This window comes from Stenotrophomonas maltophilia group sp. LNF247 (assembly GCF_054083135.1).
Genome location: NZ_JBSRQL010000018.1, coordinates 92,918 through 109,610, shown reverse-complemented (window position 1 = coordinate 109,610; position 16,693 = coordinate 92,918). Strand labels below are relative to the sequence as shown.

Below are 16,693 nucleotides of genomic sequence, written 5' to 3'. Positions count from 1 at the left end.
TTCATTCCAGATTTCCACCGTTCCGGCACGCTGGCTGCGCTGCTTTTCCAGGAATGCGGCACCATCGATCAGCGCCTGCAGCTGCGCGCGTTCGCTGGCGACACCACGCGCACTGCGTGCACTGCGCTCGACCTGCGCACGCAGCGCATCGGCAGCGTCACGGCGGTTGTCGAGCAGCTGCACGGCGGCCAGCACCAGCATCACCAGCGCGGCCACGGCCAACAGCACGTTCCAGCGCCGCATGGGATCCGCGCGCAACTGGCGCTGCGCCGGTGGCAGCAGGTTCACCTGCAGAGGCTCACCCTCGCTGTCGATGGCATCGACACCGGCCAGTGCATCGGCCCACTCGCCCACGCTGGCCCGCCACGCTTCCAGCTGGCGCAGCGGCCAGGCGATCAGTTCGACCTGCAGCTGGCCCTCGGCTGCGCCCCCCAGCTCACGCACGTCAAAGCTGACCTGGCTCGATTCGAACGGCGTCTGGCGGTCGATCTCGAAACCGACCACGGCGCGCAGGCGGTCGGCCGCAGCCGCGGGCAAGCGCAGATGACGACGCAGTACCTCGCTGGCCGGCAGCAGCCACACCCGTGGCAGGCTGCGCAGCCGCGGTTCCAGCACGCGGTCCAGTTCCACCGGCGACAGCGGCCATGGCACGCTGGCAACCGCTTCGCGGCGTTCACCGGCCTCACGCCAGACCTGCAGCTGGTCACCCTGGCGCTGCAGCAGCAGGCGCGCCTGTGCCCAGCCCAGCGCCCACTGCCAACGGGCCGGCAACCACGCCAGCAGCGATTGCCGCCACCAGCGCAGGAAACGACCGGCGCCCGGGCCGATCCGGCCCTGCACCTGCCGCACACTGTCCTGCCATGCCGTCATCTTGCTGTCATTCCCTGCTCCCAGCGAAGCACTGTGTAGGACCGCCCGGGAACCCCGCCCGAGCCATTGCGTACCACTGCCTGCAACACCGACCGGCGTCCAATGCTGTCGGTTGCACGGGACTCGATACTATAGGTGCCGCTGCTGCTGGCAAGCGTTGTCGCACCGCCAGCGGTATCTGCGTCACGCTCCTGCTGGGCGCGCTGCGCCAGCACGGTATCCGCATCCAGCCCCAGTGCGGTCAGCACCGGCGCGCTGGCGAACTGGGGATCCGGGCGCGCCTGGCGGCTGTACAGGGTCAGGTGGGGCAGCATGGCCTTGTACAGCGGGCCGCGCATGCCCAGCACCCGCTGCAGTTCGCCGAGTGTCTCAAAGCGCTTGTTGCGCGGGCCATACGGCAACCCGGCCGCCGCGTAGTCCGGCGCTTCGGCACCGCCACCGGGCTGCAGCAGGCTGTCTTCATCACGCCAGTCAACAATGGCGCCGGCCATCTGCCGGGCAGCGCCTTCGTCTTCACCGAGTGCCTTGAGGAACGCCGTCAGCAGGGTCACGTCGGCCAGGTTGAGGTTGATCTTGCCATTCTCGTCCAGCACCTTGATCTCGATGCTGGCGTCATCGAACTGCCAGCGGTAGGTGCGGCCATCGGCACGCCAGGGCGCCCGCAGCGGATCAGCGGACAGGCGCAGCAGCGCGTACTCCAGGCCGGCGCGCGCACGTTCCTGCCCGCGTGCCTCGTCATCCAGTACCCGCTGCTGCAGATGCTCGACCCGTGCGCTCAGCGCGAACGCACCGACCAGCGCGGTCATCAATGCAATCAGCCACAGCACCAGCACCAGCGCCGCACCGTGTTGCCGGTTCATCGCGCACCTCCACTGCCACCGGCGCGCGGTGCCACCACCAGCAATGGCCAGGGCGCGCCCTTGGCGGGCACGATCCTGATCTCCACCAGCATCGGCAGCCGCCGGGTATCGTCCCAGCGCGGCATCCAGTCACTCATCTGACCGGTGCCCGCATCGATGCCGCGATAGCGCAGCTGCACCGACTTCAGGTTCTCAACCAACACCTCCGGCGGGCGTGGCGGATTCTCGGCGATGCGCTCGCCTTCCTGCAGCAACACCAGGTCCAGCAGCAGGCGCTGTTGCCCCTCGCGTCCGTCCACCTGCAGCGCGTGCAGGTAGGAGCCTCCACGGCCGAGGTAGCCGGGCAGGTCGGCGGCGAACAGCATGCGCTGTTCTTCGCCCTGGAAGAACACCGGTTCGCGGGTGGGGTCCGGGACCTCCAGCGGGGTGCGCAGTGCGCCGGCCAGCTGCCTGCGCAGCAGAGACTCGACCGCCCGCATGCGTTCACTTTCGGCGGCGATCTGTTCGCCGCGCTGGCTGACCGCCATCGCCGAGCGCACGCTGGCAAAGGCCAATGCCAGGCCGCCGGCCAGCAGCACGGTGGCCAGCATTACTTCGACCAGGGTGAACCCTGCGGCGCGGCGCTTCACCGCGCATTCTCCAGGTCGGGCGGCAACAGGCGCAGGCTGCGCCAGCGCAGCTGTTCGCGCTCGCTGTCACCCCAGCGCACCTGCAGCTGCAGTTCGGCCAGCCAGGGGGTTCCCGGTGACGTTGCCTGCGCGACATTGCCTGCGCGCGGCTCCGCCCACGGCTGGACCTGCAATTCCCAGTGGTAGCGCCCCTGCTCCCAGTCTCCCTGCTGCCTGCCTGCCTGCAGCGGCGAGGCGACGCCGGTTTCGGCCAGCAGCGACTGCGCATGCAGCACCGCGCGCGTGCGCAGCTCGGCATCGCGCACCTGTTTTGCGCCGCCGGACAGGCTGCCCAGCAGCAGCGTCAGCGCCAGGCCCAGCAGGGCGAAGGCGATGATCACTTCCAGCAGGGTGAAGCCGCGGGCGCGCCGCTTCATTGCGCCCGCCAAGGGCCAGAGCGGACCTCACCGGTCAGCCAGCCCACGTCGATGCGCCATTCGGCGTCGTCACGCTGCAGCCGGATGCGGCCACCGCTGGAGCCGCCATCGGGGTGGAACTCGATCACGCCCTGCCCCGGCGCGGTGGCCAGCTGCGCGGCGCCTTCGAACTGCACCTGCAGCTGTGCCGGCACGTCACCGTGGCGCTGGTTGGCGCCTTCCCAGCGCCGCTTGGCCGGCTCGATGACAAAGCGCTGCGGCTCGCCGCGGGTGATCGCCTGCGCGCGCACCATGCGCAGCTGGTTGGCGATGTCCTTGCCGGCGCTGCGCAGCTGCATGCCAGCGAAACCGCGTGACAGGCCGGCAGCGGTGATCAGGCCGATCGCGGCGATCAGCGCGATCACCAGCAGCATTTCCAGCAGCGACAGGCCCGCTGCGCGCCTGCCGGGCAGGCGCGGGCGTTGCAACCGGCGCGGCAGGAAACGCGACATGCCCGGTTACGGCTGGTAGCGGATGTCGGCGTCGACACTGCTGCCACCGGCCTTGCCGTCCTTGCCCAGGCTGATCAGCTCATACGGCTGGCCCTCGCCCGGCGTGCGGTATTCCAGCGCATGGCCCCACGGATCGTTCAGATCGGCCGGCTTGGCATAGGGCCCCAGCCAGCCAGCCACGCCAGCCGGTGCAGTCACCAGATCATTGAGCGAGCCGGGCAGCTTGCCGGTATCGATCTGGTAGTTGTCGACCTTGGATGCGACGGTCTGCACCTGTGCCTTGGCAATGTTGGCCTTGCCGCGGTCGGCGCCACCCAGCACGCGGCTGGCGACCAGGGTCAGCACCGCGCCGATCAGCACGATGACGATGATGATCTCCAGCAGGCTCATGCCCGACTGGTTGCGCGCTGCGGTGAAGGAAAGGCGGATCGGTCGACGGGAAGCAATCATGGTCGGTCCTTTCAGTTGCGGAGTGTCGGGGTTGCGTAGGGATCCATCGTCAACCGATGGCATTGGTCAGGTCGTACAGCGGCACCAGCACGGCAACGATCACCGCACCCACCACCGAGGCCAGCACCAGGGTGATCGCCGGCACCATCGCCGCCAACAGGCGGTCGATGCGGCGGGCGCTGTCCTGTTCGAAGGTGTCAGCCGCTTTCAACAGCATGGTATCGAGCGCGCCGGACTCCTCGCCAACCTGGATCATCTGCAGGGCCAGGCGCGGGAAACGCCTGCCTCGCGACAGTGCCAGCGACAGGCCGGCACCGTTCTTCACTTCATCGGCGGCGGTTTCCACATCGGCAGCCAGCGCGCGGTTGCCCAGCACGTTGCGGGCGATGCCCAGGGCACCCAGCAGCGGTACGCCATTGCGCAGCAGGGTACCCAGCGTGCGCGCCAGCCGGGCAGTCTCCAGTTCACCCAGCAGGCGGCCGATGCCGCGACGCTGCAGCAGCCAACCATCCAGCGCCAACCGGAAGGCCGGCTGCCGCGCCTTGCGTTCGAAGAACAGCGCCACCAGCGCCGGCACCACCAGCAGCAGCACCCACCAGTCACGCACGAACAGGCCCAGCTGCAGCACTGCGTTGGTGAACCACGGCAGCGCCACGTCCAGGCTCTCGTACATCTGCGCGAACTGCGGCACCACGTAGCCAAGCAGGAACAGCAGCGCACCACCCACCACCACCAGCAGGATGGCCGGGTACACCAGCGCGTTGATCACCTTGCCCTGCAGGGCCCGGCTGCGTTCGAGGTAGTCGGCCAGGCGCTGCAGGGTTTCGTGCAGGCTGCCGCCGGCCTCACCGGCACGCACCATGTTCACATACAGGCGCGAGAACAACCCATGCTGGCGTTCCAGTGCGATCGACAGCGGCGCGCCACCGCGCACCACATCGCGGATGTCGGTGATCGCGCGACGCGAACGATCGTCTTCGGGCAACCCGAGCAGGATCGACAGCGCGCGGTCCAGCGGCTGGCCCGCACCGAGCAGTGTCGCCAGCTGCTGGGTGAACTGCAGCAATGCCGCGCCCTGCAGCGGCCGTTGGCGGAACAGGTTGCGCCAGGTACCGCCACCGATCGCACCGCCATCGGCCAGCTGTGTCTCCATCGGCAGATGGCCCTGGTCCTGCAGGCGCGCGACCAGCTCGGCCTCGCTGGCCGCTTCCATCTGCCCGTCGAAGATCTCGCCGTGCGGATTCAGTGCCTTGTAACGGTAGGTCGGCATGTCAGCCCCGTCGTCCTGCGCGCATCAGCTTTCCTCGGTGACACGCAGGACTTCCTCGATGGTCGTCTGCCCACTGAGGGCCTTGGACAGGCCGTCTTCGTACATCGTGCGCATGCCGGCTTCGCGGGCAATGCGTTCGATCTCGCCCATGCCGTCGCGGCGCATCACCGCACGCCGCAGCGCATCGTTCATCACCAGGAATTCCATGATGGTGGTACGACCGAGGTAACCGGTCGGCGCCAGCGCCGAGGGCCTGGGGCGGAACAGATGGATCGGCCCTTCCGGCTGCAGGCGGCGCAGCTCGAAGCGTTTGATTTCCTCCGGCGAAGCCTCGTAGCGCTCGGCGTGGGTCGGTTCCAGCCGGCGCACCAGGCGCTGGGCCAGAATCCCGTTGATGGTGGAGGTGAGCAGGTAGTCTTCCACGCCCATGTCGAGCAGGCGGGTGATACCACCGGCGGCATTGTTGGTGTGCAGGGTGGACAGCACCAGATGGCCGGTCAGTGCCGACTGGATCGCGATGCGCGCGGTTTCCAGATCGCGCATTTCGCCGATCATGATGATGTCCGGATCCTGGCGCACGATGCTGCGCAGCGCGTTGGCGAAGTCCAGGCCGATCTGCGGCTTGGCCTGGATCTGGTTGATGCCCTCGATCTGGTACTCGACCGGGTCCTCGACCGTGATGATCTTGACGTCGGCGGTATTGAGCTGGCTCAGCGCGGTGTACAGCGTGGTGGTCTTGCCCGAGCCGGTCGGGCCGGTCACCAGCAGGATGCCGTGCGGCTGTTCCAGCACCTTGCGGAACTGCGGCAGGAACGCATCGGTGAACCCCAGCCGGTGGAAATCAAACACCACTGTCTCGCGGTCGAGCAGGCGCATCACCACGCTTTCGCCGTGCGCGGTCGGCACGGTGCTCACGCGCAGGTCCAGCTCCTTGCCCTGCACGCGCAGCATGATGCGGCCGTCCTGCGGCAGGCGGCGCTCGGCAATGTTGAGCCGGGCCATGATCTTGATGCGGCTGATCACCGCTGCGGTGAGGTTGGCCGGCGGGCTTTCGCCCTCCACCAGCACGCCATCGACACGGTAGCGGACCTTCAGGCGGCTCTCGAACGGTTCGACATGGATGTCCGACGCGCGCAGTTCCACCGCACGCTGGATCACCAGGTTGACCAGGCGGATCACCGGCGCTTCCGAGGCCAGGTCGCGCAGGTGCTCGATATCGTCGACCGCGCCGCCCTCGCCGTCTGCGGTCTCCACGATCGCGCCCATCGCGCTGCGGCCCTGGCCGAACCAGCGCTCGACCAGGTCATCGATCTCCGCGCGCATGCCCAGCACCGGTGTCACCGGAACCCCCAGCGCCAACTGCACGGCCTGCTGCGGATAGGCATCGTGGGCATCGGCCAGCCACAGACGCACCCCGTGTTCATTCAACTCCAGCGGGCACACATGGAACTGCTTCAGGAAGCGCAGCGACAGTGGCATGCCCTCGGCCAGTGCCTGTGGCGGGGCCTCCGGCACCTGCCTGCCCTCCAGCAGCGGCAGGCCCAGCACCTCCGCGCTGGTCTGTGCCTGGTCGCGTTCAGACACCAGGCCCAGGCGCACCAGCAGGCCCAGCAGGCTGCCGCCGGCCTCGGCGTGCAACGGCCGCGCGCGCGCCAGGTCTCCTTCCTTGAGCCGGCCGCGTGCCAGCAGCGCATCCAGGATGCGGCCTTCGGCATCGTCGGTAACGGTTGCAGCGAGCGCGTTCACGTGACTCTCCTGTCAATCGGACCGACTTTAGCAGTTAAGCCATGATTTCCGCCGCCCTGCGGCCAGCTTTCGTAAAAAGACGAAGCCCGTCACACAGGATGACGGGCCTCGGCCGTTCAACTACGACACGTCAGGCTTACTGCGTGGCGAGGATGCTCACGCCGTTGTAGGCCGCTTCGCCCACTACCTTGATGTAGTAGGTGCCTGCCACCGGCTTGTTCACCCGTACCGTTTCGGACGTGCCGGGACGGGTCGACTTGCCATCGTTGTCGCTGGCGCTCGGCTCGCGACCCTGGGCGATGTAGACCGACACGTTGCCGGTGCCACCGTAGGTGATCACGCTGAGCTGCTTGCCAGCGGCTGCCTCGAAGCTGTACAGGCGGCTGCTGCCGGCCGTGCCGTTCAGCCCCCCCACGGCGGCCTTGTTGGTCAGCGGCGTCGCCACCGGTCCACAGTTCTCGGTGCACGGCTCTTCCAGCGCCTTTGCCAGCGCCGCCTTGGCATCGACGATGCCGGTACCGATCGGAGTGGCGGTCGGGATGCTGACCGGGAACGGACGCGCGGTTTCCTTCAGCAGGGTGCGCATCGCGGCGGGGGCCAGCGGATCCTTGCCCTTGGCGCTCAGCGCGCTCTGCACCAGTGCAGCGACGGCAGCCACGTGCGGCGAGGCCATCGACGTGCCGCCCATGCCCATGTAGCTGTAGCTGCCCGACTCCGGCGTGGTGGCCGCATCGGAACCGGACTGCCAGACGTAGCCGCCGGGATTGCCGTCGACGCTGCCACCACCACCCGGACCGGACAGGTCCACGCGGGTGCCGTAGTTGGAGTAGTAGGTGATGCCGCCGGTAATGCGGGTGGCGCCGACGGTCACCACGCCGTCGCAACTGGCTGGACGGTATTTGGAGGCGTTGTCGGTCTCGTTGCCGGCCGCCACGACCACCGTGGTGCCACGCGAGATCGCGCCGTTGATCGCGTCCTGGTAGGTCCCGTCACAGCTGCCGCTGCCGCCGAGGCTCATGTTGATGATCTCGGCCGGGTTGGCATTGGCGGGCACGCCCGCCACGGTGCCGCCGGACGCCCAGGTGATGGCATCGGCGATATCGGAAAGGTAGCCGCCGCACTTGCCGAGCACGCGGACCGGCAGCACCTTGGCCTTGTGCGCGACACCGGCCATGCCGACGCCGTTGTTGGTCTGCTCGGCCACGGTACCGGCCACATGGGTACCGTGCCAGGAGCTGTCCTCGGCGACGGAGCCGGTGTAGCACTCGTTGTCGTTCTCGACCCAGTCACCATAGTCCTGCGCACCTGGCACGCGGTCGTTGGTGGCACGGCGCGACGTCTCGGCATCGCTGATGAAGTCGTAGCCTTCCAGCAGGTTGCCGACCAGGTCCGGGTGCTGCGGCAGGATGCCGGTGTCGAGTACCGCCACCACCACGCCTTCGCCCTGCGATACATCCCACGCCGACGGTGCGTTGATGCCGCCGGTGGCGTTGTGCAGGTGCCACTGGTACTGCTGGTAGTAGGGATCATTCGGCGCCAGCGCCGGCTGCACGTCACCGGCACGCAGCTCGGTACGGCGCAGCTTCACATCGGCTTCGGCGTACTGCACGGACGGATCGGCCTTCAGTTCCTTCAGCACGCGCTGCAGTTCGGCAGGCGCCAGGCGCCCCTGCAGGCGGATCAGGTCGGCACCGACGCCCAGCCTGCGCACGACCTGCGGGCCGAGCGCGCTGGCGCGGGTAGTGCCACCGGACAGGCTGGCGCGGGTCAGCGCGGACTGCACGGTGGACAGCTTGGCCGACCGGTCGCCCGCCGCAGCGGTGCCGGCACGGTACTTGACGATGATGCGCTGGGTGCCCGGCTCGGCGGTGCTGGCCTGGCGCACCGGTTCACGGGTCGGCAACCCGGCGGCGTGGACGGCACCGACGGCAGTCATCGACAGCACGGCGGCGGCAAGCACATTGATGCGAAGGTTCTGCTTCTTGATCACGTCGAATTCCTCTTCTGGGTCATGGATCGAACCAACACTGCGGCCATCATTCCTTGACGACTCCCGGCCGGCCCAGCCGGGATTGCCGTGACCTCCCCCCAGGCCCTGTTTGCAGGTTTGGCGCCGGCGTGGGTGGCCGCCGGCGCAGTGGTTTGGCTTACCAGCCGAAGCCGGCACCGACGCCAACCGAGCTGTCGTCACTGCTGAAGGCACCGCCGAAGGTAACCGTGGCGCGATCGCTGATCGCACGCTGGTAGCCCAGCGACAACGCCGACTCGCCGCCCTGGAAACCGATGCCGACGCCGACCCGGTTCTGGGTGCGGATACCGGCGGCACTGGTGGCCATGTTGAGCATCGCCGCACTCATCGCACCCTGGCGGTCGATGCGGCGGTCCATGTGGCGCAGGCGTCCATCGATCTCGCCCTTGAACACATCGAAGCTGTCGGCGACGGCCTGGACGCGGCTGTCGGTGTAGCTGTTCGCCGTGGCCACGCCACGGTCCAGCTGGCCCTTGTTGACGGCGTCGGTGGCGGTGGTGCCGGCGGCGACGTTGGTGACCTGGCGTTCGTTGCCTTCGCTGCCGACCGACACGGTGTTGGCACGATCGGCGACCGAACCCTGGCCCAGTGCCACGGCGTTGGCAGCCGTGGCACTGGCACCCTGGCCGACGGCGGTGGACGACGCGCCGCTGGCGACGGCGCCCTCGCCCATGGCCACCGCATTGGCGCCGGTCGCCGGGGTCCCGACCGGAATGCCAGCACCCGCCGCGGCGGCCGTCGGCGTACCCTGCACCCGCGCGGTGCCGGCCGGTGCTGCATCGGCTGTTGCACGCGCATCCGCGGCGCTGGCCAGCGGGCTGTCATCCAGCGAGGCACTCATCGCGCGCAGGCTGGCGGTTCCGGCACGCGTGCCACCGGCGGCGCGACGGTCGATCTCGCTGACCTTGCGGTCCAGCGCGCCCAGCGCATCGCCGACGTTGCTGTAGGTGGCGCCCTGGATCACGTAGTTCGGCGCCACGAACACGCCCTGCATGCCAACGCTGGCACCACCGCCGAGGAAGCTGGCGGCATCACTTAGCGACTGGAACAGCTGCCCGCCGGTGATCGCCTGGCGGCTACCGGCGGCGATGCTGCCGGCACCGACGTTGTCGATGGTGGTGCCCTGGAAACCGGACAGGGTCAGTCGGTCACGGCTGGCGTCGTCGTAGCCGACCGCACTGGCCGCCGTGGTCTCGACCGTCGCGATGCGCGAGTCGAAGTCACCCACGCGGGTTTCCACTGCTCCCACCCGCTGGTTGGTGACGTTGAGCTGGGAGCCGGTGATCGCATCGGTGCTGCCGGCAGCGATGCGGCCGTCGGCGACGTTGACGATGCGCCGCGTGGCCGGACCGGCGGTGCCGTTGCCACCGCCGACCGAGACCACGTTGGCCTCCAGCGCGCGCGAACCGGCACCCAATGCCACCGAGTTGTTGCCGCTGGCGCCGCTGTTGGCACCCAGTGCCAGCGTCGCATTGCCGATGGCCGCGGCACCGCTGCCCAACGCATTGCTGCGGCCGCCACTGGCGTTGGCGTTGCCGCCAATGGCCACGGCATCGGTGCCGGTGGCACTGGCGGTACCCGAACCGTTGGCCTTGAAGCGTTGGCCGACCGCATCGGCGGTGGCGGCCACTGCATCGAGCTGGCCCTTGTTCACCGCATCGGTGGCCTGCGTACCCGCCGCGACATTGGTGAGCTGGCGGTTGATCGCGCTGTGGGTGACGCCGGCGGCATCGACCCACTCCTGCGCAGCACCCACCGACACCGTGTTGGCGCGGTCGGCCAGCGAGCCCGCGCCCAACGCGACGCTGTTACCGGCGTCCTTGGTGGTCCAGGTGTTGCTGCCGAGCACCGTCGCGTTGCTGGCCTGCGCATAGCTGTTGTAACCGACCACGGTGGCGCCATCTTCGGTGGCCCACGCTTCACTGCCGATGGCGGTAGTGAACTGGCCGGCGCTGGCGCTGGCGGCATCCTGTCCGGCCAGTGCGTTGAAGCCGACCGCCACGCCGTTCAACCCGGTGGCGGCGTTGTTGCCCAGAGCGGTGCCGTACTCGCCAGCCTTTGCCTGCACGCCGAAGCCGGCGCCGGCGATCTGCGCGATGGTGCCCTGGCCCACCGCCGTGGAAACATCGGCGGCCTGCGCAGCACTGCCTACGGCGGTGCCGAAGAAGCCGGCGCTGGCACCTGCACCAAACGCCGTGGCGCGCCAGCCGCTGGCCTGCGCGAAGTTGCCGACTGCGGTCGTTTCGCGGCCATCGGCGATCGCGCCGTAGCCCACTGCGGTAGCCGCAAGGCCGGCGGCCTCGGCCATGCCGCCGACAGCGGTCGCCCCGATGCCCTGCGACTGCGACTGCGCGCCGATCGCAATGCTGGCGGCGCCGCCGCTGCTGCTCTGTGCACCCAGCGCAACGGCACTGTCTGCGGTGCTGCTGGCACCGCTGCCGATGGCCACGCTCTGCTCGGCCGTGGCCAGTGCGTCGACGCCGACCGCCGTGGCATTGGCAGCGACCACCGTTGCGCCGCTACCCAACGCGGTAGCGCCGTTGCCAATTGCATTGGCCGCATTGCCAGCGGCGAGCGCGTTGTCACCCTCCACCAGTGCGCCTGCTTCGCCATCGGCATTGCCGCTGGCCTGGAACTGGCGGCTGGTCTTGTCGGCAACGCTGGCCACCGCGTCCAGCTGGCCCTTGTTCACCGCATCGGTGGCTTCAGTGCCGGCTGCAACATGGGTCACCTGGCGCTCACCGCCCGCGGTTCCCACAGCCACGGTATTGTCGCGCTCGGCCTTGGAGCCGGCGCCCAGCGCCACGCTGTTCAACCCACTGGCGGTGGCACCGGCACCCAGCGCAGTGGCATCCGCCGCATCCGCCCACGAGTTCCAGCCGATCGCGGTCGCGTAGTCTTCGGTCGCCCACGCACCCGCACCGAATGCCGCTGCACCAGTGCCGCTGGCACGCGACGGGATCAAGCCGAAGAAGGTGCTGCCACCAATGGCCACACTCTCCTCGCCACTGGCCTCGCTGGACTGACCTACCGCCACGGCACCGGTACCGGCCGCGGCAGCGCCGAAGCCGACTGCCGTGGTGTTGGCACCACTGGCCGCCGAGCCATAGCCCAACGCGGTGCCGAGGCGTCCGCTTGCTTCGGCATAGCCACCGACGGCGGTGGTGCCATCGGCCGAGGCGGCGCTGCGGAAGCCGCTGGCCAGTGCCTGCGTGCCGCTGGCGTTGGATTCAGTGCCGGTCGCGGTGCTGTATGCACCACTGGCCTGTGCACGCGCACCCACGGCACTGGCACCCAGCTCGCTGGCGCTGGCGCCGGTGCCGAGCGCAAGGCTGTCTTCGCCGGTGGCCTGTGCGGCACTGCCCAACGCTGCGGCGTTGTCGCCGGTGGCCAGCGCATCGAGGCCCACCGCCGTGGCGTTGGCCGCCAGCGCATTGGCGCCGCTACCGAGTGCGGTGGCGCCGTTGCCGATGGCGTTGGCCGCATCACCGGCGGCCAACGCGTTGTCGCCCTCAACCAGGGCGCCGGTTTCACCATCGGCGTTGCCACTGGCCTGGAACTGCCTGCTGGTCTTTTCCGCTGCAGCGGCTACGGCGTCGAGCTGGTTCTTGTTGACCGCATCAGTGCCCTGCGTGCCAGCAGCCACGTTGGTGATCTGGCGGGTATTGCCACCACCGCCCACCGACACGGTGTTGTCGCGGTCGGCGATCGAATCGGCACCCAGCGCCACGCTGTTGGCCGCGCGCGATTCGGCGGCGTTGCCCAGTGCGGTGCTGTTGATGCCACCGGACCAGGCGCCACCACCGACGGCGGTGGAGTAGTTGCCCGATGCTTCGGTGGCCAGCACGCCGAACAGCGAACCGCCGACGGCAACACTGTTGGTGCCGGTGGCCAGGCTGCCCTGGCCGGTGGCCGTGCTGTAGGCACCGGAGGCTTCCGCATCGCCACCCACTGCCACACTGTTGGAACCGGAGGCATTGGCGAAGTTGCCGAAGGCGGTGGCGTTGAACGCCGAGGCCTGCGCATAGCCACCGATGGCGGTGCTGTAGCCACCGGTCGCTTCTGCACCGATGCCGAGCGCTGCCGACGCGGTGCCGCTGGCCACGCTCTCGCTGCCGACAGCGGTGGCCGCATCGCCGCTGGCATTGCTGAAGTAGCCCACGGCTACGGCCTCTTCACCGGACGCTTCGGACAGAACGCCATTGGCAGTGCTTCCGGCGCCACTGGCAACGCTGGCCGCGCCGAACGCCGCGCTCTGCTCGCCGCTGGCTTCGCTTTCCGCGCCCTGTGCGGTGGCGTACTCACCGGTGGCCTGCGCGTTGGCACCGACGGCGCTGGCGTTGGCGGCGCTGGCCAGCGCGTTGAAGCCGATCGCCTGCGCGTTGTTGGCCAGCGCATTGGCACCACTGCCGAGCGCGGTGGCGCCGTTGCCGATGGCGTTGGCCGCATCACCGGCGGCCAGCGCGTTGTCACCGTCCACCAGGGCACCAGTCACGTCGTCGCCGTTGCCGCTGGCCTGGAAGAAGCGGCTGGTGGTGGTGGCGGTGGTCGCCACTGCATCCAGCTGTGCCTTGTTCACCGCGTCCGTGGCTTGGGTACCGGCAGCGACGTTGGTGACCTGGCGTTCGTTGCCGCTGCTGCCCACCGACACCGTGCGTGCACGGCTGGCAACTGAACCGGCACCGAGCGCGACAGCATTGCTGGCGCTGGCGTTGCTGCCGGCGCCCAACGCGATCGCACTTTCGCCGCCGGCCACCGTATTGGTACCGATGGCGATGCTGTTGATGCTGTTGCCCAGCGCCTGGAAGCCCAGTGCCACGCTGTTGTCGCCATAGCCGAACGCACCGCGGCCGACCGCAGTGGAACTGGCCCCATTGGCCCAGCTGTTGTAGCCGATGGAGGTTGCGCCGCTGCCACTGGCCCAGGCCGCGTTGCCAAAGGCCGACGCGTTGGTGGCGGTGGCCCACGCACCCGAACCGAACGCTGCTGCGCCACTGGCCGTCGCCCAGCTGTAACCCCCTACCGCGGTGCTGTCATCGCTGCTGGCGAAGGCGCTGTCACCAACCGCGACCGCATAGCTGCCGGTTGCACGCGACGTGCCGCCAGCAGCGAAGCTGTTGTCCCCGCTGGCCTTGGCCGCATTGCCGAACGCGCTGCTGGCGGCGCCGGTGGCCTGTGCGCCGCTGCCCACTGCGGTGGCGTTGGCGACGGCGGTGGTGCCTACCTGCTGCGCCGTGCCGTCGGCACCGATGATCGGCTGGTTGTACTCGTCGTAGGCCTGGCCGAGGCCACCGATGGCAACACCGCCGTTGCCGGTGGCGTTGCTGTTGCGACCCACCGCTACGGCGTCGTCACCGATGGCCGAAGCGGCGGCGCCATGTGCAACCGCACCGGCGCCGATCGCATTGCTCGACGAACCGGCCGCCACCGCGCCTTCGCCCTCGGCCAGCGCACCGGCATCACTGCCCGCTTCCGGCTGGGCCTGGAAGAAGCGCGCGGTGTTGTCCGCGGTACTGGCCACGGCGTCCAACTGCGCCTTGTTCACTGCATCGGTGGCTTCGCTGCCGGCAGCGACGCTGGTGATCTGCCGTTCGTTGCCGGCACTGCCGACGGCCACGCTGTTGGCGCGCACCGCTTCGGAATTCGCGCCAAGCGCGACACTGTTGGCGCCACGCGCGGTGGCGTAGTACCCGACGGCCGTGCTCTGTGCGCCGCTGGCCCAGGTCTGCGCGCCGAGTGCGCTGGCATTCTCACCCGGGGCGTAAGCGAAGTAGCCGACGGCGGTGGATTCCGCGCCGGAGGCTTCGGTCAGGCTGCCGTTGGCCACCGCGCGGTCACCGCTTGCGATGGCACCGGCACCGACGGCTGTCGCCGCTTCGCCGCCGGCCTGGGTCTGCACGAAGAAACCCAGGCCGGGAATCAGGTCGGCCGGGCCACCGATGGCCACGCTGCTGGTGCCGGTGGCGTTGCTCTGCGTACCCAGCGCCGTGGAGTAATCACCGATGGCGTTGGCGACCGCACCGAACGCGGATGCCTGCGCGCCGGCGGCATAGGCACCTACCCCGTAGGACGACGCCGCAAAGCCGCTGGCTTCGGCACTGGCGCCCACCGCGGTGCCACCGATACCGGCACTGGTGGCGCCGGTTTCCACCGGTACGCCGCCACTGGTGATCAGCGGATTGCCATCGGCATCGACAGCGGCACCACCGACGGCGACGCTGCCCGGGCCGTTGGCCTGTGCGTTGTTGCCGAACGCGGCACTGTTCTGGCCCGAGGCCAGTGCGTTGTTGCCCACGGCGGTCGCGTTCTGCGCAATGGCGTTGGCGCCCGCGCCCACAGCGGTGGCGCCGTTGCCGATGGCGTTGGCCGCCTCGCCGGCCGCCAGTGCCTCGTCACCTTCGGCCAGCGCGCCGGCATCGCTGTTGCTGCTGCCAGTAGCCTGGAACCGCTTGGCGGTGGCATCGGCCACGGTAGCCACGTCCTTCAGCTGGCCGACATTGACCGCGTCGGTATCTTCAGTACCTGCCGCAACGCTGGTGATCTGCCGGGTCAGGCCGTACTCGGTCGCACCGACGGACACCGTATCGACACGGTCGGCCAGCGAGCCTGCGCCCAGCGCCACGCTGCCGGTGGCAACCGCCGCCGAATTGGAGCCCAGTGCGGTGCTGTATTCGCCCACGGCGGTACTGAATGCACCCACCGCAATCGAGGCTTCGTTTGCGGCAGTGGCGCCTCGACCCAGCGCGGAACTGCCTGGGCCCATCGCCACAGCGCCACCACCTACGGCAGTGGCGCCGTCGGCGCTTGCTTCGGACAACGCACCCAGCGCGGTGGCCGCGCCGTTCTCGCTGGCGGCATAGGCGCTGGCGCCAACGGCGGTGTCACCGAGACCGAACGCTGCGGCGCTCTGCCCGACCACCACGCTGGCATCGCCGATCGCCAATGCGCCTTGTCCGAACGCACTGGCGCCGAGACCGGCGGCAATGGCCTGGGTGCCGATGGCGGTGGTGGCATTGGCCAAGGACTGGGCGCCGGCACCGGCGGCTACCGCGCCTTGCCCGTCGATCTTGGCCGCGTCGCTGTCATCACCTGCGCCATCAGCCTTGAAGTAGCGGTCCCCAGCTGCGGCGACATCCGCCAGCGCGGCCTGCGTGGCGCGCGCCTGCGCATCCAGCTGCCCCTTGTTCACCGCATCGGTGGCCTGGGTACCGGCGGCCACGTTGGTGATCTGCCGTTCCTTGCCGGCATCGCCGACAGACACCGTGTTGGCGCGCGTAGCCTTGGAGCCTGCGCCCAGCGCAACGCTGTTGGCTGCACTGGCGCTGCTGTTGCCACCGATCGCCACCGCGTTGCTGCCCTTGGCACTGGCCGTGCCTTCAACCAGGCACTTTTCCAGCAGCTTGCCGCTGAGTGCCACACAGGTGGCGCTGCCACCGATCTGCACCGACTGTGCAGCGGCGGAACTGCTCATGCCCAATCCCAATACCAGGCCCAGTGCCACCGCCAACAGCGCGGGCGTGGCCTGTGTCGTATCGCGGCGCTGGTCGACAACACCACCGCTGCTGTCGGAGGAGGCCAGCTCCGAGGCCACCACCAACTGACCCAATGCTTTGTTCCAGACCTTGCGATAAATCCGATTCATCGGTACGGCTCCTGATTGGACTGGTTTTGGGCAAAGCGACGCCATCGCCGAGCCTTCTGGCCCAGCGTCCCCTGGGGGCGTCTATTCGCGTGATTTACTGCGGGTAATGCCGAACGGCGCGCAGCGACAGAAACCCGAGCGCATGCGCCAAGCGGTTACTGCGAAATGAATGATTCTGAAACGGGCTTCAAGTGTTAACGGCAACTTTGCAGATCGTCAAGACTTTGACACGGCAAATCCTATTGCCGTGAAGCAGTTCACCATTTCGCGTGTTTATAAAAGAACTTCGT

Annotated in this window: 10 protein-coding genes; all 10 read right to left on the bottom strand. The window is 68.9% G+C overall.

The window, feature by feature from the left end:
• The coding region (locus ACTXG9_RS16510) for a PilN domain-containing protein (RefSeq protein WP_457654808.1) at positions 1–870 on the bottom strand (870 nt) is incomplete at its 3' end.
• A complete protein-coding gene (locus ACTXG9_RS16505) occupies positions 867–1,730 on the bottom strand; it encodes a type II secretion system minor pseudopilin (protein WP_329859336.1) in 864 nt (287 codons plus the stop codon). The genes ACTXG9_RS16510 and ACTXG9_RS16505, both read right to left, overlap by 4 nt.
• Positions 1,727–2,359 (bottom strand): type II secretion system protein J, encoded by a 633-nt coding sequence (locus ACTXG9_RS16500; protein WP_019661007.1) that lies wholly within the window; start codon positions 2,357–2,359, stop codon positions 1,727–1,729. Before ACTXG9_RS16500 ends, ACTXG9_RS16505 begins: the two co-directional genes overlap by 4 nt.
• Positions 2,356–2,775 (bottom strand): type II secretion system protein XpsI, encoded by a 420-nt coding sequence (gene xpsI, locus ACTXG9_RS16495; protein ID WP_019661006.1) that lies wholly within the window; start codon positions 2,773–2,775, stop codon positions 2,356–2,358. Before xpsI ends, ACTXG9_RS16500 begins: the two co-directional genes overlap by 4 nt.
• Entirely contained in the window at positions 2,772–3,266 is a 495-nt protein-coding gene (xpsH, locus tag ACTXG9_RS16490; protein WP_019661005.1) for a type II secretion system protein XpsH, read from the bottom strand. Before xpsH ends, xpsI begins: the two co-directional genes overlap by 4 nt.
• A gap of 6 nt (positions 3,267–3,272) precedes the next feature.
• Positions 3,273–3,716 (bottom strand): type II secretion system major pseudopilin GspG, encoded by a 444-nt coding sequence (gene gspG, locus ACTXG9_RS16485; protein WP_021203164.1) that lies wholly within the window; start codon positions 3,714–3,716, stop codon positions 3,273–3,275.
• A 49-nt stretch (positions 3,717–3,765) separates the two neighbouring features.
• On the bottom strand, positions 3,766–4,986 hold the full coding sequence (xpsF, locus tag ACTXG9_RS16480) for a type II secretion system protein XpsF (RefSeq protein ID WP_329859335.1): 1,221 nt from the start codon (positions 4,984–4,986) through the stop codon (positions 3,766–3,768).
• A 24-nt stretch (positions 4,987–5,010) separates the two neighbouring features.
• On the bottom strand, positions 5,011–6,732 hold the full coding sequence (gene gspE, locus ACTXG9_RS16475; protein ID WP_058980469.1) for a type II secretion system ATPase GspE: 1,722 nt from the start codon (positions 6,730–6,732) through the stop codon (positions 5,011–5,013).
• Between the two features lie 136 nt (positions 6,733–6,868).
• Positions 6,869–8,722 (bottom strand): S8 family peptidase, encoded by a 1,854-nt coding sequence (locus tag ACTXG9_RS16470; protein ID WP_329859334.1) that lies wholly within the window; start codon positions 8,720–8,722, stop codon positions 6,869–6,871.
• Positions 8,723–8,879: 157 nt separating this feature from the next.
• Positions 8,880–16,403 carry an ESPR-type extended signal peptide-containing protein gene (locus ACTXG9_RS16465; RefSeq protein ID WP_207049930.1) on the bottom strand — a complete coding sequence of 2,508 codons (7,524 nt, stop codon included), beginning with the start codon at positions 16,401–16,403 and terminating at the stop codon, positions 8,880–8,882.
• Positions 16,404–16,693: the final 290 nt, after the last annotated feature.

Excerpts from the sequence above, each read along its gene's own strand:
- xpsI (WP_019661006.1), bottom strand. The coding sequence starts at position 2,775 with ATGAAGCGGCGCGCCCGCGGCTTCACCCTGCTGGAAGTGATCATCGCC.
- gspG (WP_021203164.1), bottom strand. The coding sequence starts at position 3,716 with ATGATTGCTTCCCGTCGACCGATCCGCCTTTCCTTCACCGCAGCGCGC.
- xpsF (WP_329859335.1), bottom strand. The coding sequence starts at position 4,986 with ATGCCGACCTACCGTTACAAGGCACTGAATCCGCACGGCGAGATCTTC.
- ACTXG9_RS16465 (WP_207049930.1), bottom strand. The coding sequence starts at position 16,403 with ATGAATCGGATTTATCGCAAGGTCTGGAACAAAGCATTGGGTCAGTTG.
- ACTXG9_RS16505 (WP_329859336.1), bottom strand. The coding sequence starts at position 1,730 with ATGAACCGGCAACACGGTGCGGCGCTGGTGCTGGTGCTGTGGCTGATT.
- xpsH (WP_019661005.1), bottom strand. The coding sequence starts at position 3,266 with ATGTCGCGTTTCCTGCCGCGCCGGTTGCAACGCCCGCGCCTGCCCGGC.